Source organism: Macrococcus brunensis, from assembly GCF_022343725.1.
Taxonomy (GTDB): Bacteria; Bacillota; Bacilli; order Staphylococcales; family Staphylococcaceae; genus Macrococcus; species Macrococcus brunensis.
The window spans coordinates 1997594-2020857 of record NZ_CP092179.1 but is presented as its reverse complement, the minus strand read 5'-3'; the positions used below and the strand labels follow the sequence as shown (position 1 = coordinate 2020857).

The following is a 23264-nucleotide window of genomic DNA, read 5'->3' as shown; positions in this document are numbered from 1 at the left end:
TTTTTATTATAAGAAGAATCCTGCAATAGTCGCAGAGATGAATGATACAAGTGTCGCACCGTAAAGTAATTTCAGACCAAATCTTGCAACGACGTCACCTTGTTTGTCATTCAATGATTTAATTGCACCGGCAATAATACCGATAGATGAGAAGTTAGCGAATGAAACTAAGAATACTGACACGATACCAATCGCACGTTCAGATAATTCACCTGTATTTTTATCGACGATATTCTGTACATCAAGCATAGCGACGAATTCGTTCGATACTAGTTTAGTTGCCATGATCGAACCTGCGCGAACTGCATCGCCCCAAGGAATACCTGTTAAGAAGGCAAGTGGTGCAAAGACATAACCCAGTAATGTCTGGAAGTTGAATTCACCTGGCGTCACCGCATCGACGATTCCGTTTAACATGGCAATTAAAGCGATATAACCAATCAGCATTGCACCGACGATGATGGCTACTTTGAAACCGTCTAAGATGTATTCACCTAACATTTCGAAGAATGACTGTTTATGTTCATTTTCAGTCATGATAACACTGTTCTCTTCTTCATCTGAAACACGATAAGGATTGATGATAGAAGCGATAATAAAACCACCAAATAAATTTAAGACAATCGCTGTTACCACATATTCTGGTTTAATCATTGTGAAGTAGGCACCGACAATTGAAAGTGATACAGTCGACATCGCTGAAGCTGTTAAAGTATATAAACGGTGTTTAGGAATATAAGGAAGCTGTTTCTTTAATGAAATGAATACTTCAGATTGTCCTAGAATAGCTGAAGCGACAGCATTGTATGATTCCAGTTTACCCATGCCGTTGATTTTAGAAATCGCAAGACCTAAGTATTTAATAATGAAAGGTAAAATTCTTAAATACTGAAGAATACCGATTAAAGCAGAGATAAAAGTAATGGGAAGTAAGACTTGAGTAAAGAAGTTATTCATGGCCTCGCCTTTTTCATTCAGGTTGACCATGTTAGGAAAAACAAAGTTGACCCCTTCAGCAGCGTATCCTAATAAGAAACCAAATCCAGTTGCAAGCTTATCTACGAGCCAGACTCCTCCAGGTGTCTTGAGCAATAAGAATGCCAGGAGAAACTGGATCACTAGCATAATACCAATATATTGCCATCTCACATTTTTCTTATCTGAACTGATTGCCCATGCGAGTAATAGGAAGATGACGATACCAATTACGCCAATAATATAATTCATTTTTTTCCTCTCTTTCCTATATAGATTAAAACATCATTAAATATCATACTATATTTTTTATGAAAGCGGTACCTCTTTCGGAGGTGAGAGACAAATTGTTTGCACTCATTCTGCATTGTCCCTATAATAAAGTCAAAGATGGTCAAAAAGAGGTGAAATCATGAAAAATATGTCTGACATTATCGAACAATATTTGAAGCAGTTACTTGAACAGAGCGGGGATGCCGTGGAAATTAAACGTTCAAAGATTGCTGAGAAATTTGATTGTGTACCGTCGCAATTAAATTATGTCATCAAGACCCGCTTCACAAGTGAACATGGTTATGAGATTGAGAGTAAGCGTGGTGGGGGCGGTTATATCCGTATTACGAAGATTGAATCCAATAATCAGGGCGCCTTTATTGATCACTTGAGTGCAATGACAGGACAGCATGTCAGTCAGCAGAAGGCAGAGCATATCATTGACGCTTTGTCACAGAATGACTTGATTTCAGACCGTGAGAAGCGTCTGCTTCTTGCGACGATTCATCGCGATACATTATATGTAGATGTACCGTATAGAGATTATATCAGAGCGAATATTCTGCAGAGTGTCCTGACAGTTGTTCGCTACCATTAGTGAGGTGCAGCATGAACTATAATGATGAAGAGTTTACAATTAACCAGCTTCTGAAACATCTGCTTAGAGAAGAGCAATCAGAACCCGTATGTCCGAACTGTGGCCTGGCGCTTAATGAAGCGCTGCATATCGGTAAGTTCGGCTGTCATACCTGCTATTCAGCATTCAGTGACTATGTGCCGCAGATTGTCGAACGCGTGCAGGCTGGCAACCAGAAACATACCGGACAAGCACCTCTTAAGTCGGCAGAAAAAATTAAGCTGAAGAAACAGATAGAAGCGCTCGAGGCTAAACTCGAAGGATTGGTCGCTGAACAGGCTTTTGAAGAAGCGGTGACTGTGCGCGATGAAATTAAGGCACTCAGAGAAAGGGAGGATTCCGATGCTGGATAAACATTTAAATATGCAGCTTGGAGACTGGATGCAGCAGGAAGACCAGCCTATTATCCTGAGCTCCAGAATTAGACTCGCCCGTAACCTTGAGAATTTTGTGCATCCGCTCATGTATGATGATCAGACAGGTGAGCAGGTGCTGAACGAAGTATCTGCTGTCCTGGCGCCGCAGTTCGATGAAGTGAGACTTGCTGACCTTGATGTCAATGCCAGACAGATGCTGGTCATCAAGCATCTCGTGAGTAAGGAACTGCTAAATCAGCCTTATGGGGCCGTCTTCCTCAATGAAGATGAATCCGTCAGCATTATGATTAACGAAGAAGATCATATTCGTATTCAAGTACTGGGTCGTGACTTATCTCTTGATCAGCTTTATCTGAAAGCCGAAGAAATTGATCAGCAGATAGATGAGAAGATGACGTTATCTTTTGATGAAACGCTCGGTTATTTAACGACCTGCCCGACCAATATCGGTACGGGTCTTAGAGCGAGTGTCATGCTTCATCTGCCGGGACTTTCTATTATGAAGCGCATGACGCGTATTGCGCAGGCAATCAATCGCTTCGGTTACACAATTCGCGGCATATATGGTGAAGGCAGTCAGGGTCTTGGACATGTCTACCAGGTATCCAATCAGCTGACACTCGGTAAGAGCGAGGAAGCAATTATCAGTGACCTGAAGCAGATTGTGGAACAGATTATCGGTGAGGAAGAAGCGATGCGTCAACGGCTGTTTGATTATGATTATATCGAAACATCTGACCGCATCAACCGCAGTCTTGGTATTTTAAAATATGCACGTCTGATCAGTGCAGAAGAAGCAAGTCTGAGACTAAGTGAAGTGAAAATGGGTATAGATATGGGAATCATTCCCACACAGCCTTTTCGATTTAATGAACTGATGATGGCGATCCAGCCCCCTTTTCTGAATACAATCAATGAAGCACTTGAAATAGATGAAAAAAGAGCCAAGATGCTTAGAGAGCATCTTTAAAAGGAGGAAACATAATGTTTGGTAAATTAACAGAACGCGCACAGCGTGTCCTTGCACATGCGCAGGAAGAAGCGATTCGTCTGCAGCATAATAATATCGGAACTGAGCACTTATTGCTTGGTCTTGTCAAAGAACCTGACGGTATTGCAGCAAAAGTACTGGCAGAGTTTGATATTACAGAAGAAAAAATTATCAATGAAGTAGAACAGCTGATTGGTCACGGTACAGGACTTGGCGGTACGATTCAGTACACACCAAGAGCGAAAAAAGTGATTGAATTATCACTCGATGAAGCTCGTCGCCTGAATCATTCATTTGTCGGTACAGAGCATATCCTGCTTGGTCTGATTCGTGAAAATGAAGGCGTTGCAGCACGTGTTCTTGCTAATCTGGACTTAAATATTACGAAAGCACGCGCTCAAGTCGTGAAGTTGCTTGGCAGCCCGGAAATGAGTGCTAAAAATGCACAGGGTTCAAAATCACAAGGGACACCGACACTTGATGGTCTGGCACGTGACTTAACTGTTATCGCGAAAGAAGGAACGCTTGATCCGGTCATCGGTCGTAGCCAGGAAATTATTCGTGTGATTGAAGTGTTAAGTAGACGTACGAAGAACAATCCTGTTTTAATCGGTGAGCCTGGTGTCGGTAAAACAGCGATTGTTGAAGGGTTAGCGCAGGCAATCGTCAATAACGAAGTACCTGAAACTTTAAAAGGTAAACGTGTCATGAGTTTAGATATGGGTACGGTTGTCGCAGGGACTAAATACCGCGGTGAATTTGAAGAACGTCTGAAAAAAGTGATGGATGAAATCCATCAGGCAGGCAATATCATTCTCTTCATCGACGAATTGCATACACTGATCGGTGCAGGTGGAGCTGAAGGCGCAATTGATGCCTCAAATATTTTAAAACCGGCACTGGCACGTGGTGAACTGCAATGTATCGGTGCGACGACACTTGAAGAATATCGTAAGTATATCGAGAAAGATGCGGCGCTGGAACGTCGCTTCCAGCCAGTCACAGTCAACGAACCGAATATCGAAGATGCGATTGAAATACTGAAAGGACTGCGCGACCGTTACGAAGCACATCACCGTATTAAAATTACTGATGATGCTTTAGTGGCAGCGGTTAAGATGAGTGACCGTTATATCTCTGACCGTTTCCTGCCGGATAAAGCGATTGATTTAATAGATGAGGCGGGTTCTAAAGTACGACTTCGCAACCATACAACACCGCCAAGCCTGAAAGAGATGGAATCAGAGCTCGAACAGATTAAAAAAGAGAAAGATGCTGCTGTTCATTCTCAGGAATTTGAAGAAGCTGCATCCCTTCGTGACAAACAGACAAAACTTGAAAAACAGCTCGACGAAACAAAAAAAGAATGGAAGAAAAGTCAGGGTCAGTCAGAATCAGCTGTTACTGAAGATGACATTGCACAAGTAGTTGCACAGTGGACAGGTATTCCGATTAATAAGATTGCTGAAACGGAATCTAAAAAGCTGCTCAACTTAGAAGAGATTCTGCATAACCGTGTCATCGGTCAGCAGGATGCAGTACAGTCTATTTCTAAAGCGGTACGTCGTGCAAGAGCTGGCTTGAAAGATCCTAAACGCCCAATCGGCAGCTTTATCTTCCTTGGACCAACAGGTGTCGGTAAGACCGAGCTTGCTAAAGCGCTGGCTGAAGCCATGTTCGGCGAAGAAGATGCCATGATCCGAGTCGATATGAGTGAATTTATGGAGAAACATAGCGTTTCAAGATTAGTGGGTTCTCCTCCAGGTTATGTCGGCCATGAAGAAGGCGGTCAGTTAACGGAGAAAGTTCGCCGTAAACCTTACTCAGTGATTTTATTCGATGAAATCGAAAAAGCGCATCCAGATGTCTTCAACATGCTCCTTCAAGTGCTGGATGATGGTCGTCTGACAGACGCACAAGGTCGTACAGTCGATTTCCGTAACACGGTCATTATCATGACGTCTAACGTCGGTGCACAGGAACTGAAAGACAACAAATTTGTTGGCTTCGGTGCAAGTACAACGGGTCCTGATTATGAGACAATCCGTAAAACGATGATGAACGAACTGAAAAATCAGTTCCGTCCAGAGTTCTTAAACCGTGTAGACGATATCATTGTCTTCCACAAGCTTGAAAAAGAACACTTGAAAGAAATCGTTACATTGATGGTCGGAAGCCTGGCGAAACGTCTGGAAGAACAGGATATTCATATCACTTTAACAGATGCAGCGAAAGAAAAAATTGCAGATGAAGGATATGATCCTGAATACGGTGCTCGTCCGCTCGCACGTGCGATTCAGAAGAATATTGAGGATGAGTTATCCGAAGAACTGCTGAAAGGTCAGACACTGGCAGGACAGGATGTCAAAATTGATTATGTAAACGATAAATTTGATATTCAGACTGTCGCAAGATCAGCTGCAGAATAAGATTAAACCCCTGAAGTATATGCTTCAGGGGTTTAATTGTATTACGCATAAAAAGAGTTTAGAATGGAAAGATAAACATACAGGAGGAACTTCATTGGCAAAAACAAAAGTAACATTTGAATGTATGGCTTGTGGCTATCAGTCACCCAAATGGATGGGTAAGTGTCCGAACTGTGGTGCCTGGAATCAGATGGAAGAAGTCATTGAACATAAAGCCAAAGGGCCGAAGACGGCTATTACAGACACTTCTGCTAATCAGAAAGTAGAAAAGCTGAAAGATGTCACAAAAGAAACAACACCAAGATCGACGACCTATATTAAAGAATTTGACCGTGTTCTGGGTGGGGGAATCGTTCCTGGTTCACTGATTTTAATCGGTGGGGACCCGGGTATCGGTAAATCAACGCTCCTGCTGCAAGTCTGTGCGCTACTATCACAGCATGACAACGTGCTCTATATTTCTGGGGAGGAATCTGTCCGCCAGACCAAACTGCGTGCTGACCGACTTAGTGAAGACGCAGGAGAACTCAGTGTCTATGCTGAGACGAATCTGCAGATTATTCATGAGACAGTCAAGAAAATTGAGCCGAAATTTCTGGTTATCGACTCTATCCAGACGATATTCCATCCAGAAGTCACTTCAGCACCGGGTTCTGTATCGCAAGTCCGTGAATGTACACAGGAGCTGCTTCGCATGGCTAAGTCCATGAACATCGCGACATTCATTGTCGGTCACGTGACGAAAGAAGGTCAGATTGCCGGACCGCGTCTACTCGAACATATGGTGGATACCGTTCTTTATTTCGAAGGCGATACACATCATAGTTACCGCATACTGCGCGCTGTAAAAAACAGGTTCGGTTCAACGAATGAAATGGGTATATTCGAGATGCGTCAAGCCGGTCTGAAAGAAGTACTTAACCCGTCTGAAATGTTCCTGGAAGAACGGACAAAAAATGTGGCCGGTTCTACTATTGTCGCGACGATGGAAGGCACAAGACCTCTACTTGTAGAAGTACAGGCACTTGTGACACCGACGTCATTCCATAATCCGCGCCGTACATCTACAGGCATCGATCAGAACCGTCTCAGTCTATTAATGGCTGTCCTGGAGAAGAAGCAGGGACTCCTGCTGCAGCAACAGGATGCCTATATTAAAGTGGCAGGCGGGGTCAAACTGGATGAGCCGGCTGTCGATTTAAGCGTGGTCATCAGTATTGCTTCCAGCTTCAGCGACAAAGCAACGCGCGGCGATGACTGCTATATCGGTGAAGTAGGGCTGACAGGAGAAGTGAGACGGGTTGCACGTATAGAGCAACGTGTCCAGGAGGCAGCTAAACTTGGTTTTAAACGTGTGATTATCCCCAAAAATAATATCGGTGGCTGGGATTTTCCGCCAAACATCGAAATTTTGGGTATTACTAATATTGCGGAAGCAATTAGAATTGCTTTTAACTAAAGGGAGGTGAACATATGTTAAAACGTTTAATGACACTTGTTTTTATTGTTATTGGTGCTTCACTCGGTATTTTTATGGTGCCGGAAATTACGCGTATCTTTGATCTTAAACTGCATCCCATACTGATGAACACCTATGTTGATGGCCTTTTAGGTATCATTGTCTTCATGTTATTATTTTACTGGCTTATTGATAAAGTCGTGGCGCTGATTGAGAAAAGTGAAGGTTTACTTCTCAAAAGAAACTTGATGGAGATCATCTTTGCGACACTAGGAATGATGATCGGTCTGGCTATTGCCTCTATGATCAGTCTTATTCTTGTTTCGATCGGTTTTTCGCTTCTGCGTAATACGATCCCCATTATTCTGGCAGTTATTCTCGGTTATCTGGGCTTTCAGGTAGGGCTCAAGAAGCGTGAGGAGATTCAGAACATGCTGCCTGAACGATTACAGGGACAGAAACGAAAAGTAAACGATAGTTCTAAACTGCTGGATACATCGGCGATTATCGACGGGCGTATTTTAGAAATTGTGAAATGCGGTTTCCTGGATGGCACGATTATTGTGCCGCAAGGTGTTCTTGATGAATTGCAACTGATCGCAGACTCTACAGACGGCCTCAAACGTGATAAAGGGCAAAGAGGACTGGATATTCTCGAGGCGCTGCGTCAATCTGACCATCCGGTTAAGATTGTTCCAGGACATAAGGAGATTCGTGAAGTTGATCAGCTGTTAGTGAAGATGGCAGCGGAGTCGAAAGCGAGCGTCATTACAACAGATTACAACTTAAATAAAGTCTGCCGTGTACAAGGGATTAAAGTGCTGAACGTCAATGATCTTTCTGAAGCAATCAAACCAGTCGTCCAGCAAGGCGATCGATTTAAACTGCTGATTACTAAGACTGGGAAAGAAGAAAATCAAGGTGTCGGTTATCTTGAAGATGGCACGATGGTTGTCGTCGATCATGCAAAACAGAATATCGGTGAGGAACATCAGGTAGAAGTGCAGTCTATACTTCAGACGGCTTCAGGCAGAATTATTTTCACAAAGAAAGTAGCGGATAAATAATGTATACAGTTATTATTCCTGCAGCAGGACAAGGCAAAAGAATGGGCAGCGATAAAAATAAAGTATTGCTTGAGCTGAAACACCGCCCTGTCATCTTTCATACTGTTTCGCGATTTGAGCAGGATGCAAGTTGTAATGCGATTTATCTGGCAGCGCGTCAGGAAGAACTGACAGAACTGACAGATATTCTTCAAGGATTCACAAAAGTGAAAGGGCTGGTGATCGGCGGCAGTGAAAGGCAGTACAGTATTCATAATGTGCTGAAGACGATTCCACCCTGCGCTGTTGTGATGGTGCATGATGCAGCTCGTCCCTTTGTTTCACATGAAACCTTGACGCAGCTTTATGACGGGGCCCTTGCAAGAAAAGCGGTTATTGCTGCTGTACAGGTTAAAGATACAATCAAAGTCGTCAATGAGCTGGTCATCGATCACACGCTTGATAGAACGACACTCTGGCAGGTACAGACACCTCAGGCCTTCACGTATGATCTGCTTCTGGAAGCCTACAATCAGGCAGAACGTGACGGCTTTCTCGGCACAGATGATGCCTCTCTTGTTGAACGTCTTGGACAGCCAGTTTCTGTTGTCGTCAGCGATTATGACAATATCAAACTCACGACGCCGGAAGATTTATATTTTGCTGAAGCGATCATGAAGAAAAGAGGGATAGAATGTTCAGAATAGGATTTGGTTACGACGTGCATCAACTGGTAGAAGGACGTCGGCTGGTCATCGGAGGGCTCGAAATCCCTCATACGAAAGGGCTACTCGGCCATAGTGACGCAGATGTACTGCTTCATGCGATTACAGACGCGATGCTCGGTGCCGCGGCTCTTGGTGATATCGGCAAACTGTTCCCGGATACAGATATGGCATTTAAAGATGCGGATTCAAAAATCTTACTGACGGAATCATATAGAGCGGTTAAAGAAAAAGGGTACACAATCGGCAATATTGATGCGACGATTGTAGCTGAAAAACCAAAGTTCCGTCCACACATTGATGCAATGCGTCAGGTTATTGCAGAATTACTTGAAACCGATACCGATCAGGTGAATATTAAAGCAACAACGAATGAGAAGATGGGTTACCTGGGCAGAGAAGAAGGAATTGCCGCTCAGGCTGTGGTATTATTGAATCAAACTAATTAAATTGGAGTGACATAAATGGATAAAGTAAGAGTCAGATATGCGCCGTCACCAACCGGCTTTCTGCACATCGGGAATGCTAGAACAGCATTATTCAACTATTTATTTGCGAGACATAACGGCGGTGACTTCATCGTCCGTATAGAAGATACAGATACCGCTCGTAATGTGGAAGGCGGCGAAGAATCACAGCTCCGCTATCTTAAATGGTTAGGGCTTGAATGGGACGAATCAGTTGATAAAGACGGCGGCTACGGTCCTTATCGTCAGTCTGAACGTGCGCATATCTACAATCCTATTGTGGAGCAGTTACTCGCTGAAGATAAAGCATACCGCTGCTATATGACATCTGAAGAATTAGAAGCAGAGCGCGAGGAACAGCAGGCACGCGGCGAGATGCCTCGCTACGGCGGACAGCACGCACATTTAACGAAGGAACAGGAAGAAGCCTTCATTGCTGAAGGACGTGAACCAAGTATCCGTTTCCGTGTGCCACAAGGCAAAACTTATACGTTCAATGACATGGTTAAAGGTGAAGTGTCATTCGAATCTGACGGCATCGGTGACTGGGTCATCGTAAAGAAAGACGGCATTCCGACATATAACTTCGCAGTAGCAATCGATGATCACTTCATGGAGATTTCTCATGTTATTCGCGGTGATGACCACATTTCCAACACGCCTAAACAGATGATGATCTATGAGGCGCTCGGTTATGAAATCCCGACGTTCGGGCACATGACGTTAATCGTCAATGAAGAACGCAAAAAACTATCTAAACGAGACGGCTCTATCATTCAGTTTATCGAGCAGTATCATGATTTAGGTTACCTGCCAGAAGCATTGTTCAATTTCATTGGCTTACTTGGCTGGTCGCCATTCGGTGAAGAAGAGATCTTCTCTAAAGAACAGTTCATTGAAATGTTTGACGAGAACCGTCTGAGCAAATCACCTGCTTTCTTTGATAAAGTGAAACTCGCCTGGATCAATAACCAGTATATGAAAGAAAAAGATCTGGATACAGTCTTCGAAATGACACTGCCTCACATGGAAAAAGCAGAACTTATTTCAGCGAATCCATCAGAAGAAGAGCTGAAGTGGGCTAAAAGTTTAGTGGAACTTTACCAGCAGCAGATGAGCTATGCAGGCGAAATCGTCGAACTGTCTGAACTGTTCTTCAAGGATGAATTACAACTGAGTGACGAAGCGACTGAAGTGGTAAACGGTGAACAAGTACCTGAACTGATGCGTGTCTTAAAAGAGAAGCTGAATGAACTTGAAACGTTTGATGCAACATCGATTAAAGGGGCGATTAAAGCTGTACAGAAAGAAACAGGCATTAAAGGTAAAAACTTATTTATGCCGATTCGTGTAGTGGTCTCTGGACAGACACACGGTCCGGAACTGCCGAACACAATGGAACTGCTGGGTAAAGAGAAAGTACTTGAACGCATCGCACCTTACACAGTATAATAACGATTAGATAGGAAGACAGAGTAAATGATGAATGTCCAGTAGAGAGCGTCTGGCTGGTGAAAAGACGTGGCAGGATTGATTGAATGCACCTTCCGTAACTAACTTCATACTTAAATGAGTGAATGGCTCTGCCATTTGAAGAAGAGTGGAACCGTGTTGATGACAGACACCTCTGACGTTAAATCGTCTGAGGTGTCTTTTTATTTTAAGGGGATGGTGAATCATGTTCGCAAGAATTAAAGAGGATATTGCGATGGTATTTGAACAGGATCCGGCGGCGAGAAGCAGTGTCGAAGTGTTCCTGACTTATTCAGGTCTGCATGCAATCTGGTGGCACTTGGTCGCCCACAAACTTTATAACAGAAAACGCTTCTTCTCTGCCCGAGTCATCAGTCAGATATCCAGATTTATGACAGGTATCGAGATACATCCTGGTGCTAAAATCGGACGCAGACTGTTTATTGACCATGGTATGGGTATTGTAATCGGGGAGACTTGCACCATTGGCGATAATGTGACGATTTATCAAGGCGTCACGCTCGGTGGAACGGGTAAAGAATCAGGCAAACGACATCCCGATATCGGCAATAACGTCTTGATTGCAGCAGGCGCTAAAGTACTTGGGAATATTCAGGTCGGCAATAACGTCAACGTAGGCGCAAACTCTGTCGTGCTGAGAAATGTCCCTGACTACTGTACGGTTGTCGGGATCCCGGGCCATATCGTCAAGCAGCACGGCAAACGTGTAGGTAAGAGCTTTGACCATACAAAATTACCAGATCCATTGTATGAGAAACTAAAAGAACTTGAACGCCATATTGACGGCGTGAAGAATGGAGAGATTATTGATGATTACATTATATAATACGCTGACCCGTAAGAAGGAACCGTTTGTACCACTTGAAGAAGGCAAAGTGAAAATGTATGTCTGCGGACCGACCGTCTACAACTATATCCATATCGGTAATGCACGTCCTGCTATCAGTTTTGATGTAGTCCGTCGTTACTTTGAATATAAAGGTTATGAGGTCAATTATGTCTCAAACTTTACAGATGTGGACGATAAATTAATCAAGGCAGCGAAAGAACTGGGTTCAACGGTTCCTGAAGTCGCTGACCGCTTTATCGAAGCATACTTTGAGGATACACAGGCACTGAACTGCAAGCCTGCAACGGCGCATCCACGAGTGATGGATCATATGGATGACATCATCGTCTTTATCGACACGCTGATTGATAAGGGCTATGCATACGAAAGTGGCGGTGACGTTTACTTCCGTACGAGAAAGTTCGACGGCTACGGTAAACTCAGTCAGCAGTCTATCGATGAGCTGAAAGTCGGCGCGCGTATTCAGCAAGGTGAACTGAAAGATGATGCCCTTGACTTTGCGCTCTGGAAAGCGGCTAAACCAGGTGAAATTAAATGGACAAGTCCATGGGGTGAAGGGCGACCAGGCTGGCATATAGAATGCTCAGTAATGGCACGTAAGATGCTCGGCGATACGATTGATATCCATGCGGGCGGCAGTGACCTCGCATTCCCGCACCATGAGAATGAAATCGCGCAGTCAGAAGCACATAATGATAAAACATTTGCGCGTTACTGGATGCATAACGGTTTCATCAATATCGATAACGAGAAGATGAGTAAATCGCTCGGTAACTTTATTCTAGTACATGACATCATCAAAGAAGTAGACCCGGATGTGCTCAGATTCTTTATGATCAGTGTCCACTACCGTAACCCGATCAACTACAACATGGAGCTTGTGGCGAGCGCGAAAGCAGGTCTTGAACGTATTCAGCATGCTTATCAGGCGTTAAAAGAACGTCAGGCGATGTCTGTTGATATTGCTGATGATCAGACTGTTATTGAAGACATCAATCAGATTCTTGGCCGTTTTGAAGAAGCGATGGACGACGATTTCAATACCGCAAATGCAGTGACAAGCTGGTATGAGCTCGCTAAGCTTGCAAATGTCTATAATCAACGTACGACAACCGATCAGGCCGTGATCAGCCGCTTTATCGAAGTATTCGAGGCAATCAGCGGCGTCCTCGGGGTAACGCTCGATAAAAAAGAAGAACTGCTTGATGCGGATATCGAAGCACTGATCGAAGAACGTCAGACAGCAAGAAAGAATAAAGACTTTGCCCGTGCTGATGAAATCCGTGACTTGCTGAAAGACAAGAACATCATTCTTGAAGATACAGCGCAAGGCGTGAGATTCCGTCGTGGCTAATCAGGCGCATCTATATAATCCGCTCACTTTAGCCTATTTAGGTGATGCTTTGCTTGATCTGCATATCAGAACGCATGTCATCATGAAACTGCAGGCGAAGCCGAACACGTTACATCGTGCATCGACGTTCTATGTCTCAGCGAAGAGTCAGGCACAGACATTCGATGCCCTTGTCGCTGAAGCGTACTTTACGGAAGCGGAGCACGACGTCCTGATGAGAGGACGGAACGCAAAGAGCCATACGAAAGCTAAAAATACAGATGTTCTGACTTATAAGAAGAGTACAGCACTTGAAGCGGTCATCGGCTACCTGAAACTTTCAGGAGAAGACGAACGGCTTCAGGCTCTGCTTGATAAAATAGTTGAACTCTGCGAGGAGAGAGAACCGAAATGAATGAAGATATCATTGTAGGTCGCCATGCGGTCAAAAGTGCAGCGCAGTCTGACCGTGAAATCAATAAAGTATATATTCAGGAAGGCATCAATAAACAGCAGATTAAACCGATTCTGGATATTTTAAAAGAACGTAAAATCATGGTGCAGCAGGTCCCTAAAAATAAACTGGACCAGATGAGTGACGTGCCTCACCAAGGCATCGCAGCACAGATTTCACCATACGAATATACAGAACTCGAGGATTTCCTGGAGACTGTTCAAGGGAAACTATCTACGGTGATGATTCTGGATGGACTGGAAGATCCGCATAATCTGGGTTCTATTATACGAACTGCTGACGCAATCGGTGTTGATGGTGTCATCATTCCGAAGCGCCGTTCTGTCACACTCAATTCTACAGTCGTTAAAGCATCGACGGGTGCAATTGAACATGTACCTGTTATGCGCGTGACGAATCTTGCGCAGACAATTGACAGACTGAAAGAAGCAGGATTCTGGGTCTGCGGTACAGATGCCAAGAAGTCTGTTGACTATCGTCAGATGGATGCGGGGATGCCTCTTGCTATCGTCATAGGCTCTGAAGGCGAAGGGATGAGCCGATTAGTGAAAGATAAATGTGATTTTCTTGTCCATCTACCGATGATCGGACATGTGAACAGCTTAAATGCTTCAGTTGCAGCGAGTCTTCTGATGTATGAAGTTTATAGAAAGCGCACACCGCTTGATTGATGAAAACACATTATACGATCATCGACGGTTATAACGTCATCGGTCAAAGCGAGGAACTGAAGGAAGTGGCAAAGGAATCGCTGGAAGAAGCCCGCAAGACGCTCTTGCTCTGGCTCGTGAACTATAATGCTAGACAGCAGACGAAACTGATGTGTGTCTTTGATGCCTACAATACAAATGGCGTGGAATCAAAGGAGTACTTTCACGGTATTCATGTCATCTACTCAAAGAGAGATGAAACAGCAGACGCTGTCATTGAACGACTCGTCTATGATCTGTATGATAAGCACATCACGCGTATCACTGTCGTAACGAGCGACTTATCCGAACAGCATACGATTTTTGGGTCAGGTGCCCTCAGGATTTCTTCAAGAGAATTTCTCCTTGAATTACAGGAAGAGAAAGTACTGCTGGAACGGGAATTACTAGATATCAACGAAGATAAACCACGCATACGCATCTCTATTGATGAAGAAACAAAAGAGCGCCTTGAAGCATTAAGAAGAGGGTATAAGTAAATATTTTATCTTAATGGTAACAATTGTAAAAGTGTATTCAGCATTGTAGAATAAAAAGAAAAAAGAGGTATTCTGTGGATATTCTACTGCTGTATATTTTTGAAAACCCTGCTGATTATCATGCTGAAAGTGATGAAAGTCTTGTCTCAAAAATCAATACGGGCAGTGAAGCAGCCTTTGAAACATTGACGGCCCGTTTAAAGCCTCTTATTCTACATTGCAGCAGCCGTTATCCGCATCTAGATAAACAGGAAGTCTATCAGGATGCGCTCATTCTGCTGTACCATTCAGCGCTAAAATTTAACGAAGAAAAATGCGGTAGTTTCAGACCCTACTACTTAAAGGTCCTGCACTACCGATTGATTGACTGGGCGAGGAAAAACCGCCAGTATCGTTTATCCATCAGTTTGCAGCAGCCCATCCATGAACAGGTCTCTGAACAGACTCTGGAAGAAACACTTAGTGACTTAAAGCCTTCACCTGAGAGTGATAGTATTTATAAGGAATTATGGTTGCTCATCAATCCGGTTACGCTCGGCTTAAGTCCATTTGAGTATAAGCTGCTAAAACACCTGCTCGACGGACGGGATCTCGTTGAAGTAATGGAGCAGGAAAAGAAGTCAGAACGCGTTGTCAGAAACGCGCATGCAAGACTCAGAAGAAAGGTTCTCTCCCAGTTGATGCGTTGACAATTAATTCTTTAGGTTTTATATTAAATAAGATTAAGGTGAGTTAAAGTGAAAAAAGTAGCGATGAACTGTTCGAGATGCGGCAGCAGAAATTATACGGCGACAAAACAGGATTCAGCAGTAAGGCTGGAACTGAAAAAATACTGTAAGACTTGCGATGCACATACGATGCACAAAGAGTCAATTTAGGAGGCAATATCATGCAGAAAGAAAATTTCTTCCAGGGTGTCATATCAGAGATGAAAAAAACGACTTGGCCGACCGGCAAAGAAGTCGTTCGTGATACAACAATCGTTGTACTTACGGTTTTATTCTTTATTTTATTCTTTTATGCAGTCGATTTAGGTATCACAGAACTAATCAAGTTAATTAATTAAGGAGGCACATCATGTCAGAAGAAAGTAAAAAGCATTGGTATGCGGTTCATACGTATTCCGGGTACGAAAATAAGGTCAAAGATAACTTGGAAAAACGTCTTGAATCCATGAACATGCAGGATCAAATCTTCCGCGTTGTGATTCCTGAAGAAGAAGAAACAACGATTAAAGATGGTAAACGTAAAACATCACTCAAAAAAACATTCCCAGGGTACGTATTAGTAGAACTTGTGATGACAGATGAATCATGGTACGTCGTGCGTAATACACCAGGTGTAACAGGTTTTGTCGGGTCAGCAGGCGCAGGTTCTAAGCCAAACCCATTATTGCCGGAAGAAGCGAAATTTATCCTGAAATCAATGGGTATGGCAGAGAAGACCATTGATGTTGAACTTGAAGTGGGCGAACAGGTCCGTATTACAACAGGTCCATTTACTAATCAGGTAGGCGAAATCAAAGAGATGGATGCTGAAAAATATAAGTTAACGGTTCTTGTTGAATTATTCGGCCGTGAGACACCGGTTGAGGTAGAATTTGATCAAGTTGAAAAATTATAATAAAAAATTAAAATATACACTTGAAAAATAGTTTGAGAAATGATATTATCTTAGGGTCGTGTCTAAACACGATTGTTGAGTGGGAGGGTAAATCTCATACCCTGTGACCACATCACGATACTATAGGAGGTGCACATCGTGGCTAAAAAAGTTATTAAAGTTGTTAAATTACAAATTCCTGCAGGGAAAGCGAATCCAGCACCACCAGTTGGTCCAGCATTAGGTCAAGCGGGTGTGAACATCATGGGATTCTGTAAAGAATTTAACGCACGTACACAAGAACAAGCAGGTTTAATCATTCCAGTTGAAATTTCTGTATTTGAAGATCGTTCATTTACATTTATTACTAAAACTCCACCTGCAGCAGTCTTACTGAAAAAAGCAGCTAAAGTTGAAAAAGGTTCAGGCGAACCTAATAAAAATAAAGTTGCTACAGTAACAGAAGACCAAGTGCGTCAAATTGCTGAAGAAAAAATGGAAGACTTAAACGCAGCAAGCGTTGAAGCAGCAATGCGTATTATCGCTGGTACTGCTCGTAGCATGGGCTTTGAAATTAAATAATTAATTGTTTTAAGAAAAGCAGACGTCTGACGTCTGCTCTTGCGTTATTAATGTGGGAGGAAATTCCGCTAAAACCACTAAAGGAGGAGAAATACAATGGCTAAAAAAGGTAAAAAATATCAAGAAGCCGTACAAAAAGTTGATGCTCAAAACTTCTATTCAGTAGAAGAAGCAATCAAACTTGCAAAAGAAACAAGCACAGTAAACTTCGACGCTTCAGTTGAAGTTGCATTCCGTTTAGGAATCGACACTCGTAAAAATGACCAGCAGATCCGTGGTGCAGTTGTTCTGCCAAACGGTACTGGTAAAACTCAACGTGTCTTAGTATTCGCTAAAGGTGAAAAACTTAAAGAAGCTGAAGCAGCAGGTGCTGACTACGCTGGTGATACTGAGTACATCAACAAAATCAACCAAGGTTGGTTCGATTTCGATGTTATCGTTGCAACACCTGATATGATGGGTGAAGTGGGTAAACTTGGACGTGTCTTAGGACCTAAAGGTTTAATGCCTAACCCTAAAACAGGTACAGTAACAATGGACGTAACAAAAGCGGTTCAGGAAATCAAAGCAGGTAAAGTTGAATACCGTGCTGAAAAAGCAGGTATCGTTCATGCGGCGATCGGTAAAGTATCATTTGATGAAGCTAAGTTAGTTGAAAACTTCAACACACTTAAAGATGTTTTAGCAAAAGCTAAACCAGCATCATCAAAAGGTGTTTACTTCAAAACTGTAGCAGTTTCTACTACTATGGGCCCTGGTATCAAAATTGATCCAGCTGAAATCCGTAACTAATTCATATTGACAAATATCAGATTACACGTTATAGTGTAATCTGTATTTATAACCTAAGACAGCAGGGGCCATGTGCTTAATCATCCTGCCGAGGTGAAAATTGACTTGAATCTTCAAGCACTTTTTACCATGGGTGAAAAGTGCTTTTTTAATTTATTAAAAAAGCACGAAAATCTTAATGGAGGTGTCAGAATGTCTAAAACAGTTGAAATCAAACAACAAAAAGCGGATTTGATCACTGAACAATTTAAAAATTCAGTATCTACAATCATCGTTGACTATCGTGGATTAACAGTTGCTCAAGTAACTGAACTGCGTAAACAACTTCGCGAAGCAGGCATCGAATTCAGAGTATACAAAAATACTTTAGTTCGTCGTGCAGCTGTAGCAGCAGGTGTTGAAGGAATTGAAGAATTCTTAACAGGCCCTAACGCAATCGCATTCTCTAATGAAGAAGTTGTAGCGCCAGCAAAAATTATTGCTGAATTCGCTAAAGAAAACGATAAATTAGAAATCAAAGCCGGCATCATCGAAGGTAAAGTGACTTCTGTTGAAGAAGTTAAAGCAATCGCTTCTTTACCATCAAAAGAAGGTCTTATCTCTATGGTACTTTCAGTATTACAAGCACCAATGAGAAACTTCGCTTATGCTGTTAAAGCAGTAGGTGAACAAAAAGAAACTGGTACAGAAGCAGCAGCTCCTGCAGCTGAAGAAGCACCAGCAACTGAAGAAACAACAGAAACAGAAGCATAAACAAAACTAAAACAAAAAATGGAGGAAATAAATCATGACTAAAGAACAAATCATCGATGCAATCAAAGAAATGTCAGTATTAGAATTAAACGACTTAGTTAAAGCTATTGAAGAAGAATTTGGTGTAACAGCAGCAGCTCCTGTAGCAGCAGCTGGTGCAGCTGGCGGCGCTGCTGAAGCAGAACAAACTGAATTCACAGTTGAATTAGTATCTGCTGGCGCTTCAAAAATTAAAGTTGTTAAAGCTGTTAAAGAAGCAACTGGCCTTGGCTTAAAAGAAGCTAAAGAAGTAGTTGATAACGCTCCTAAAGCAGTTAAAGAAGGCGTTTCTAAAGACGAAGCTGAAGAATTAAAAGCTAAATTAGAAGAAGCTGGCGCAACTGTAGAAGTTAAATAATTACCACTTCCATGAAAAAACCCGTTATGATAATAACGGGTTTTATTTTTATATAAAGGAGTGCAGCATGAGCCATTATTACAGTGAAGAACAGGATGTCGTATCAAACCCTGTCCATTTTACTTATACATATGAAACGCATGAACTGAAACTGAAGACTGACAGCGGGGTATTCTCAAAAGGCAGCATCGATTTCGGATCAAATGTGCTCGTCCGTGCTTTTCTGCAGGAAGACAGACGTTACTCAAAAATTCTGGACGTCGGTTGTGGTTACGGTCCGATTGGTCTCATGATTGCGAGTGTCTACACTGACAGTGCTGTTCATATGGTAGACGTTAACGCACGCGCCCTTAGTCTGGCAGAAGAAAATGCGAGCACGAATCATATCGATAACGTCAACATCTACAAAAGTGATGCACTCAGTCAGGTTGAAGAAACTTTTGATGCTATCCTGACAAACCCGCCCATTCGTGCCGGCAAGGAAGTCGTCAACCAGATTCTTGATCAGAGTTATGAACGGCTGGAAGACGCAGGTGCCCTGTATGTCGTTATTCAGAAAAAGCAGGGCATGCCATCAGCGAAAAAACGGATGGAAGGTTTATTTGGCAATGTAGAAGTCCTGACGAAAGATAAAGGTTATTATATATTAAAGAGTGTAAAAGGTTGACTGGAAAGTTGCCGTCTGTTATAGTAATAGAATGTTAAATTTTAAATTCAATAAGTATGTACTTTTCTAGCTCGTATTAGCAAGATGAAGACAGTCATATATTTCGAAAATGGAGTTAATATGGATTCCGTTTTCTTTTTGTCTTATGAGCTGGTGAGTCATTACAATCTTTGAGGGGTGAATCTGTTGACAGGTCAACTTATCCAGTACGGAAGACATCGTCAGCGTAGAAGTTACGCGCGTATCTCCGAAATTTTAGAATTACCGAACTTAATCGAGATTCAAACGAAATCTTATGAGTGGTTCCTTGAAGAAGGACTTCTTGAAATGTTCCGAGACATTTCTCCAATTGAAGACTTCACAGGCAATCTGTCATTAGAGTTTGTAGACTATAGACTTGGCGAACCTAAATATGACTTAGATGAAGCGAAAAACCGTGATGCGACTTATTCTGCGCCGCTCCGCGTTAAAGTTCGTCTGATCATTAAAGAAACAGGAGAAGTAAAAGAGCAGGAAGTATTCATGGGTGATTTCCCACTGATGACTGATACAGGAACGTTCGTTATCAATGGTGCAGAACGTGTTATCGTATCTCAGCTTGTCCGCTCACCATCTGTTTACTTCAATGATAAAGTAGATAAAAACGGTAAAGTAAGTTTCGGTGCAACTGTCATTCCTAACCGTGGTGCTTGGCTTGAATATGAAACAGATGCGAAAGATATCGTCTTTGTTCGTATTGACCGCACACGTAAGTTACCTATTACTGTCCTTTTACGTGCATTAGGTTTCTCAAGTGATCAGGAGATCATAGACTTATTAGGCGATAACGAATACTTACGCAATGCGCTTGATAAAGATAATACTGATTCAGTTGAGTCTGCCTTACTTGAAATCTACGAACGTCTTCGCCCGGGCGAACCACCTACAGTAGATAATGCGAGAAGCTTACTGTATTCTCGTTTCTTCGACCCAAAACGCTATGATTTAGCGAGCGTTGGTCGCTATAAAATGAACAAAAAACTTCATCTTAAGCATCGTCTGTTCAACCAGACACTTGCTGAACCGATTGTAGATATCGAAACAGGCGAGATTGTGGCTGAAGAAGGTACACTTCTTGATCGTCGTAACCTCGATCAGATTATTGATGTACTTGAAAACAATGCCAACCTCAAAGTTTATGAACTTGAGAATGGTCTGTTAGATGAGCCGATTGAAATCCAGTCAGTTAAAGTCTATATCCCTGGTGATGAAGAAAAACGTACGACGACCATCATCGGTAATGCGTTCCCGGATGATGAAGTGAAAAGTATCACACCTGCTGATATTATTTCTTCAATCAGCTATTTCTTCAACTTATTACACGGTGTCGGTTTCACTGATGATATCGACCACTTAGGTAACCGTCGTCTTCGTTCAGTTGGCGAATTACTGCAGAACCAGTTCCGTATTGGTCTCTCTCGTATGGAGCGTGTTGTACGTGAACGTATGAGTATTCAGGATACTGAATCTATCACACCACAGCAGCTCATCAACATCCGTCCAGTGATTGCTTCTATCAAAGAATTCTTTGGTAGTTCTCAGTTATCACAGTTCATGGACCAGGCAAACCCGTTAGCAGAGTTAACGCATAAACGTCGTCTTTCTGCATTAGGACCCGGTGGTTTAACACGTGAGCGTGCTGGTATGGAAGTCCGTGACGTTCACTATTCTCACTATGGTCGTATGTGTCCGATTGAAACACCAGAGGGTCCGAATATCGGGCTGATCAACTCTTTATCTTCTTATGCGCGTGTCAATGAGTTCGGTTTCATTGAAACACCGTATCGTAAAGTAGATATCGAAGCGAATCGTGTAACAGATCAGATTGACTACTTAACAGCAGACGAAGAAGATGCTTACGTTGTGGCACAGGCGAACTCACGTCTTGATGACGAAGGTCATTTCCTTGATGATGAAGTTGTCTGCCGTTTCCGCGGAGATAACACAAAAATGGCTCGTACTCGCATGGATTACATGGACGTATCACCTAAACAGGTTGTATCAGCAGCGACAGCATGTATTCCGTTCTTAGAAAACGATGACTCTAACCGTGCCTTAATGGGAGCGAACATGCAACGTCAAGCAGTGCCGTTAATGAATCCGGAAGCACCATTTGTCGGAACAGGTATGGAACACGTAGCAGCCCGTGACTCAGGTGCGGCAGTTGTTGCGAAGTATAAAGGACGTGTTGAACACGTTGAAGCCCGTAAAATCAAAATCCGTCGTATCGTAGAAGAAGGCGGTAAAGAAATCGAAACAGATTTAGATACTTACAAATTATCTAAGTTTGCTCGTTCAAACTCAGGTACATGTTACAACCAGCGCCCTATCGTAGCAGTAGGCGACGTCGTAACGAAAGGTGAAATCTTAGCAGATGGTCCTTCTATGGAACTTGGCGAGATGGCACTTGGACGTAACGTCGTAGTCGGTTTCATGACTTGGGACGGTTATAACTACGAGGATGCTGTTATCATGAGCGAGCGTCTTGTAAAAGACGACGTTTATACTTCTATCCATATTGAAGAATATGAATCAGAAGCGCGTGACACTAAACTCGGACCTGAAGAAATCACACGTGATATTCCAAACGTTTCTGATAATGCACTTAAAAACTTAGATGATCGCGGTATCATTTATGTTGGTGCTGAAGTTAAAGATGGTGATATCTTAGTGGGTAAAGTAACGCCTAAAGGTGTGACTGAATTAACAGCTGAGGAACGTTTATTACATGCGATCTTCGGTGAAAAAGCCCGCGAAGTCCGCGATACTTCATTACGTGTGCCTCACGGTGCCGGCGGTATCGTGCTTGACGTTAAAGTCTTCAATCGTGAAGATGGCGATGAATTATCTCCTGGTGTTAACCAGTTAGTTCGTGTTTATATCGTTCAAAAACGTAAAATCCACGTTGGGGATAAAATGTGTGGTCGTCACGGTAATAAAGGGGTTATCTCCCGTATCTTACCTGAAGAGGACATGCCGTTTATGCCAGACGGTACACCGATTGACATCATGCTTAACCCACTTGGGGTACCATCACGTATGAATATCGGACAAGTACTTGAATTACATTTAGGTATGGCTGCGAAAAACTTAGGTCTTCACGTTGCTTCACCAGTATTCGATGGTGCGAACGATGAAGACGTATGGTCAACAATCGAAGAAGCAGGCATGGCACGTGACGGTAAAACCGTTCTTTACGATGGCCGTACAGGTGAACCATTCGATAACCGTGTTTCTGTAGGTGTTATGTACATGCTGAAACTTGCTCACATGGTAGATGACAAACTTCACGCACGTTCTACTGGACCATACTCACTTGTTACGCAGCAACCGCTGGGTGGTAAAGCGCAGTTCGGTGGACAACGTTTCGGTGAGATGGAAGTATGGGCACTGGAAGCATACGGTGCTGCTTACACATTACAGGAAATCCTGACTTACAAATCAGATGATACAGTCGGCCGTGTGAAAACTTACGAAGCGATCGTTAAAGGTGAGAACATTCCGAAACCAGGTGTTCCAGAATCATTCCGCGTATTAATGAAAGAGCTTCAAAGTTTAGGACTCGACGTTAAAGTAATGGATAACAAAGACGAAGAAATCGAAATGCGTGACCTTGAGGATGACGATTATGCTGATACAAAAATCAACTTAAACATGCCTCAGGAAACTGAAGTGACTGAGAAGTAATTCTGACGATGTGCCTTAAAGAAGA

Annotated in this window: 25 protein-coding genes and 1 other annotated feature; of the genes, 24 read left to right on the top strand and 1 reads right to left on the bottom strand. The window is 42.8% G+C overall.

Annotated elements, in window-relative coordinates:
• Nucleotides 1–6: 6 nt before the first annotated feature.
• The gene (locus tag MGG13_RS10700; protein WP_239034852.1) at nucleotides 7–1227 is read right to left on the bottom strand and encodes a NupC/NupG family nucleoside CNT transporter; all 1221 of its coding nucleotides are present in this window, start codon (nucleotides 1225–1227) and stop codon (nucleotides 7–9) included.
• A gap of 160 nt (nucleotides 1228–1387) precedes the next feature.
• Here MGG13_RS10700 and MGG13_RS10695 point away from each other — a divergent pair, with 160 nt between their 5' ends.
• The 24 genes from MGG13_RS10695 to rpoB all read left to right on the top strand — a co-directional run bounded on the left by MGG13_RS10695 (nucleotide 1388) and on the right by rpoB (nucleotide 23239).
• On the top strand, nucleotides 1388–1846 hold the full coding sequence (locus tag MGG13_RS10695) for a CtsR family transcriptional regulator (RefSeq protein WP_239034851.1): 459 nt from the start codon (nucleotides 1388–1390) through the stop codon (nucleotides 1844–1846).
• 11 nt (nucleotides 1847–1857) lie between these two features.
• A complete protein-coding gene (locus tag MGG13_RS10690) occupies nucleotides 1858–2238 on the top strand; it encodes a UvrB/UvrC motif-containing protein (protein WP_239034850.1) in 381 nt (126 codons plus the stop codon).
• On the top strand, nucleotides 2228–3232 hold the full coding sequence (locus tag MGG13_RS10685) for a protein arginine kinase (protein WP_239034849.1): 1005 nt from the start codon (nucleotides 2228–2230) through the stop codon (nucleotides 3230–3232). Before MGG13_RS10690 ends, MGG13_RS10685 begins: the two co-directional genes overlap by 11 nt.
• Nucleotides 3233–3243: 11 nt before the next feature.
• Nucleotides 3244–5682 (top strand): ATP-dependent Clp protease ATP-binding subunit, encoded by a 2439-nt coding sequence (locus tag MGG13_RS10680; RefSeq protein ID WP_239035721.1) that lies wholly within the window; start codon nucleotides 3244–3246, stop codon nucleotides 5680–5682.
• Between the two features lie 94 nt (nucleotides 5683–5776).
• On the top strand, nucleotides 5777–7141 hold the full coding sequence (radA, locus tag MGG13_RS10675; protein WP_239034848.1) for a DNA repair protein RadA: 1365 nt from the start codon (nucleotides 5777–5779) through the stop codon (nucleotides 7139–7141).
• 14 nt (nucleotides 7142–7155) lie between these two features.
• Nucleotides 7156–8208, top strand: a complete 1053-nt coding sequence (locus MGG13_RS10670; protein ID WP_133431825.1) for a PIN/TRAM domain-containing protein — start codon at nucleotides 7156–7158, stop codon at nucleotides 8206–8208.
• Nucleotides 8208–8894, top strand: a complete 687-nt coding sequence (gene ispD / locus MGG13_RS10665; protein WP_338041182.1) for a 2-C-methyl-D-erythritol 4-phosphate cytidylyltransferase — start codon at nucleotides 8208–8210, stop codon at nucleotides 8892–8894. The genes MGG13_RS10670 and ispD overlap by 1 nt, the downstream gene beginning before the upstream one ends.
• Entirely contained in the window at nucleotides 8882–9361 is a 480-nt protein-coding gene (gene ispF / locus MGG13_RS10660) for a 2-C-methyl-D-erythritol 2,4-cyclodiphosphate synthase (RefSeq protein ID WP_239034847.1), read from the top strand. Before ispD ends, ispF begins: the two co-directional genes overlap by 13 nt.
• A gap of 15 nt (nucleotides 9362–9376) precedes the next feature.
• On the top strand, nucleotides 9377–10831 hold the full coding sequence (gene gltX / locus MGG13_RS10655) for a glutamate--tRNA ligase (protein ID WP_239034846.1): 1455 nt from the start codon (nucleotides 9377–9379) through the stop codon (nucleotides 10829–10831).
• Nucleotides 10832–11057: 226 nt separating this feature from the next.
• Nucleotides 11058–11699 (top strand): serine O-acetyltransferase, encoded by a 642-nt coding sequence (gene cysE / locus MGG13_RS10650; RefSeq protein ID WP_133431829.1) that lies wholly within the window; start codon nucleotides 11058–11060, stop codon nucleotides 11697–11699.
• Nucleotides 11683–13077, top strand: coding sequence for a cysteine--tRNA ligase (cysS, locus tag MGG13_RS10645; RefSeq protein ID WP_133431830.1), 1395 nt, complete (start codon nucleotides 11683–11685; stop codon nucleotides 13075–13077). The genes cysE and cysS overlap by 17 nt, the downstream gene beginning before the upstream one ends.
• Nucleotides 13070–13471, top strand: a complete 402-nt coding sequence (locus MGG13_RS10640) for a Mini-ribonuclease 3 (protein WP_239034845.1) — start codon at nucleotides 13070–13072, stop codon at nucleotides 13469–13471. The genes cysS and MGG13_RS10640 overlap by 8 nt, the downstream gene beginning before the upstream one ends.
• A complete protein-coding gene (gene rlmB / locus MGG13_RS10635) occupies nucleotides 13468–14202 on the top strand; it encodes a 23S rRNA (guanosine(2251)-2'-O)-methyltransferase RlmB (protein WP_239034844.1) in 735 nt (244 codons plus the stop codon). Before MGG13_RS10640 ends, rlmB begins: the two co-directional genes overlap by 4 nt.
• Nucleotides 14202–14720, top strand: a complete 519-nt coding sequence (locus MGG13_RS10630; protein WP_133431833.1) for an NYN domain-containing protein — start codon at nucleotides 14202–14204, stop codon at nucleotides 14718–14720. Before rlmB ends, MGG13_RS10630 begins: the two co-directional genes overlap by 1 nt.
• A gap of 74 nt (nucleotides 14721–14794) precedes the next feature.
• A complete protein-coding gene (locus MGG13_RS10625) occupies nucleotides 14795–15409 on the top strand; it encodes a sigma-70 family RNA polymerase sigma factor (protein WP_239034843.1) in 615 nt (204 codons plus the stop codon).
• A gap of 48 nt (nucleotides 15410–15457) precedes the next feature.
• A complete protein-coding gene (gene rpmG, locus MGG13_RS10620; protein ID WP_208001760.1) occupies nucleotides 15458–15598 on the top strand; it encodes a 50S ribosomal protein L33 in 141 nt (46 codons plus the stop codon).
• 11 nt (nucleotides 15599–15609) lie between these two features.
• Nucleotides 15610–15786, top strand: coding sequence for a preprotein translocase subunit SecE (gene secE, locus MGG13_RS10615; RefSeq protein ID WP_420827898.1), 177 nt, complete (start codon nucleotides 15610–15612; stop codon nucleotides 15784–15786).
• An 11-nt stretch (nucleotides 15787–15797) separates the two neighbouring features.
• Nucleotides 15798–16343: a transcription termination/antitermination protein NusG gene (gene nusG, locus MGG13_RS10610; protein ID WP_133431835.1), complete on the top strand. Its 546-nt coding sequence runs from the start codon at nucleotides 15798–15800 to the stop codon at nucleotides 16341–16343.
• A 138-nt stretch (nucleotides 16344–16481) separates the two neighbouring features.
• Nucleotides 16482–16904 (top strand): 50S ribosomal protein L11, encoded by a 423-nt coding sequence (gene rplK, locus MGG13_RS10605; protein ID WP_133418118.1) that lies wholly within the window; start codon nucleotides 16482–16484, stop codon nucleotides 16902–16904.
• 96 nt (nucleotides 16905–17000) lie between these two features.
• On the top strand, nucleotides 17001–17696 hold the full coding sequence (gene rplA / locus MGG13_RS10600) for a 50S ribosomal protein L1 (RefSeq protein ID WP_133431836.1): 696 nt from the start codon (nucleotides 17001–17003) through the stop codon (nucleotides 17694–17696).
• Between the two features lie 34 nt (nucleotides 17697–17730).
• Nucleotides 17731–17855: a sequence feature (ribosomal protein L10 leader region), on the top strand.
• 33 nt (nucleotides 17856–17888) lie between these two features.
• On the top strand, nucleotides 17889–18449 hold the full coding sequence (gene rplJ, locus MGG13_RS10595; RefSeq protein ID WP_239034842.1) for a 50S ribosomal protein L10: 561 nt from the start codon (nucleotides 17889–17891) through the stop codon (nucleotides 18447–18449).
• A 34-nt stretch (nucleotides 18450–18483) separates the two neighbouring features.
• Nucleotides 18484–18846, top strand: coding sequence for a 50S ribosomal protein L7/L12 (gene rplL / locus MGG13_RS10590; RefSeq protein WP_133431838.1), 363 nt, complete (start codon nucleotides 18484–18486; stop codon nucleotides 18844–18846).
• 67 nt (nucleotides 18847–18913) lie between these two features.
• Nucleotides 18914–19513, top strand: coding sequence for a class I SAM-dependent methyltransferase (locus tag MGG13_RS10585; protein WP_239034841.1), 600 nt, complete (start codon nucleotides 18914–18916; stop codon nucleotides 19511–19513).
• A gap of 186 nt (nucleotides 19514–19699) precedes the next feature.
• Nucleotides 19700–23239, top strand: coding sequence for a DNA-directed RNA polymerase subunit beta (gene rpoB / locus MGG13_RS10580; protein WP_133431840.1), 3540 nt, complete (start codon nucleotides 19700–19702; stop codon nucleotides 23237–23239).
• Nucleotides 23240–23264: the final 25 nt, after the last annotated feature.

Bases quoted from the DNA above. Each gene is read 5' to 3' on its own strand.
- nusG (WP_133431835.1), top strand. From the start codon at position 15,798: ATGTCAGAAGAAAGTAAAAAGCATTGGTATGCGGTTCATACGTATTCC.
- MGG13_RS10685 (WP_239034849.1), top strand. From the start codon at position 2,228: ATGCTGGATAAACATTTAAATATGCAGCTTGGAGACTGGATGCAGCAG.
- MGG13_RS10630 (WP_133431833.1), top strand. From the start codon at position 14,202: ATGAAAACACATTATACGATCATCGACGGTTATAACGTCATCGGTCAA.
- rplA (WP_133431836.1), top strand. From the start codon at position 17,001: ATGGCTAAAAAAGGTAAAAAATATCAAGAAGCCGTACAAAAAGTTGAT.
- rlmB (WP_239034844.1), top strand. From the start codon at position 13,468: ATGAATGAAGATATCATTGTAGGTCGCCATGCGGTCAAAAGTGCAGCG.
- rplL (WP_133431838.1), top strand. From the start codon at position 18,484: ATGACTAAAGAACAAATCATCGATGCAATCAAAGAAATGTCAGTATTA.
- MGG13_RS10585 (WP_239034841.1), top strand. From the start codon at position 18,914: ATGAGCCATTATTACAGTGAAGAACAGGATGTCGTATCAAACCCTGTC.
- cysS (WP_133431830.1), top strand. From the start codon at position 11,683: ATGATTACATTATATAATACGCTGACCCGTAAGAAGGAACCGTTTGTA.
- rplJ (WP_239034842.1), top strand. From the start codon at position 17,889: ATGTCTAAAACAGTTGAAATCAAACAACAAAAAGCGGATTTGATCACT.
- ispD (WP_338041182.1), top strand. From the start codon at position 8,208: ATGTATACAGTTATTATTCCTGCAGCAGGACAAGGCAAAAGAATGGGC.
- MGG13_RS10690 (WP_239034850.1), top strand. From the start codon at position 1,858: ATGAACTATAATGATGAAGAGTTTACAATTAACCAGCTTCTGAAACAT.
- cysE (WP_133431829.1), top strand. From the start codon at position 11,058: ATGTTCGCAAGAATTAAAGAGGATATTGCGATGGTATTTGAACAGGAT.
- MGG13_RS10700 (WP_239034852.1), bottom strand. From the start codon at position 1,227: ATGAATTATATTATTGGCGTAATTGGTATCGTCATCTTCCTATTACTC.
- MGG13_RS10695 (WP_239034851.1), top strand. From the start codon at position 1,388: ATGAAAAATATGTCTGACATTATCGAACAATATTTGAAGCAGTTACTT.
- ispF (WP_239034847.1), top strand. From the start codon at position 8,882: ATGTTCAGAATAGGATTTGGTTACGACGTGCATCAACTGGTAGAAGGA.
- gltX (WP_239034846.1), top strand. From the start codon at position 9,377: ATGGATAAAGTAAGAGTCAGATATGCGCCGTCACCAACCGGCTTTCTG.
- MGG13_RS10670 (WP_133431825.1), top strand. From the start codon at position 7,156: ATGTTAAAACGTTTAATGACACTTGTTTTTATTGTTATTGGTGCTTCA.
- secE (WP_420827898.1), top strand. From the start codon at position 15,610: ATGCAGAAAGAAAATTTCTTCCAGGGTGTCATATCAGAGATGAAAAAA.